The sequence below is a fragment of the Kitasatospora sp. NPDC057936 genome (genome assembly GCF_042887525.1).
Classification (GTDB): Bacteria; Actinomycetota; Actinomycetes; order Streptomycetales; family Streptomycetaceae; genus Kitasatospora.
The window spans coordinates 1-1,468 of sequence record NZ_JBHVPD010000210.1; the positions used below are offsets into that span (position 1 = coordinate 1).

A 1,468-nucleotide genomic window follows, 5' to 3' on the forward strand; every position below is an offset into this window, starting at 1 on the left:
GGCGGATTCTTGGGGTCCTCGCAACACCTGATGGCTTACGTGGTCGTCAGTAGATCACGCAGGCGCTCGGCTGGGGTTCTCCAGCCGAGCGTTTTGCGTGGTCGGCCGTTGAGCTTCTGGGCGACGTGTTCGAGGTCTTCGGTGCTGTGCACGGACAGGTCGGTGCCCTTGGGGAAGTACTGCCGCAGCAGCCCGTTGGTGTTCTCGTTCGATCCGCGCTGCCAGGGCGAGTGCGGATCGCAGAAGTAGACCGGCACTCCCGTGGCCACGGTGAACTGTTTGTGCGCGGCCATCTCGCAGCCCTGGTCCCAGGTCAGCGAGCCGCGTAGGTGCTCGGGCAGGGTCTGGATCAGGGGCACCAGCACGTCGCGGACCTCCACGGCGGTGTGCCCGCCGGGCAGATGCCCGAGCAGGACGTAGCGGGTGGAGCGCTCGACCAGGGTCACGATCGCGCTCTCGTTGAGGGCTCCGACGATCAGATCGCCTTCCCAGTGGCCGGGTACCGCCCGGTCCTCGACCTCGGCAGGGCGATCGGAGATCATCACCATCTCGTCGACGAACCGCGGTGTGCGCTGCTGTGGACTGCGGTGTGGCTTGCGGCGGGTGCGCCCGGTGCGCAGTGCGAGTGCGACCTCGCGACGCAGACCGCCGCGGGCCTGGACGTAGATCGCCTGATAGACGGTCTCCGGACTCACCCGCATGCTGTCGTCGTCGGGGAACTCCATGACCAGAGCGTGACAGATCTGCTCGGGCGACCACTGTTCCTGCAGTTTGCCCGCGACGAACTCGCGCAGCGGACCGTCCTGGGCGAGCTTGGAGCCCTTGGGGCGCGACCGGCTCTTCGCCCACGCCCGCTGGGCCCGATGCGGCTGGTAGACGCCATCGACTGCCCGGGCGTCGATCTCGCGCTTGACGGTGGACGCGGGCCGGCCGAGCGCCCGTCCGATCGCCCGCAGCGACCGGCGCTCACGACGCATGTCGGCGATCAACTCCCGCTCGGTCACCGTCAGATACCGTGCGTGCAGCCCGGCCTCGACCGCCGCAAGGGACGGCTGGGCATCAACAACAAGGGTGGTCACACCCGTCTTGTAGTCGACGCGGCGCCCATCGGGGTGCAGACGCGCGTCGCCGATCTTCCGGATTCCGCGATCCCAGTCCCGGGCGGTGCGCTCGTGGACCCCCACCCGCGCGGCAGCATCCCGTCGTCGCACCCCGGACGCACGAAGCCGGTCGTACTCCGCCCGCCCCGGGTGCTCACTCGCGCCAGGTTTCCCACGACCACGGACACCGGCCCTGCGCGCCCACCCGGCCGCCGTGTGCCGGTTCACCCCGACCGCCCGGGCCGCCCCCACAACGCTGCCGTTCTCCCGATCCAACGCCTCGAAGAACCTCGCCTTCAAGCCCTCAAAATCCACGATCCCCGCAACTCCCTGAACTCAGGGTGTTGCGGGGATCGCTAGAGCCCGCC

1 protein-coding gene is annotated in these 1,468 nt (G+C 69.2%); it reads right to left on the reverse strand.

All coding sequences use genetic code 11. From position 1 onward, the window contains the following. Window positions 1-35 precede the first annotated feature (35 nt). The gene (locus ACFVU9_RS45445; protein WP_387603978.1) at window positions 36-1,211 is read right to left on the reverse strand and encodes an IS30 family transposase; all 1,176 of its coding nucleotides are present in this window, start codon (window positions 1,209-1,211) and stop codon (window positions 36-38) included. Window positions 1,212-1,468 lie beyond the last annotated feature (257 nt).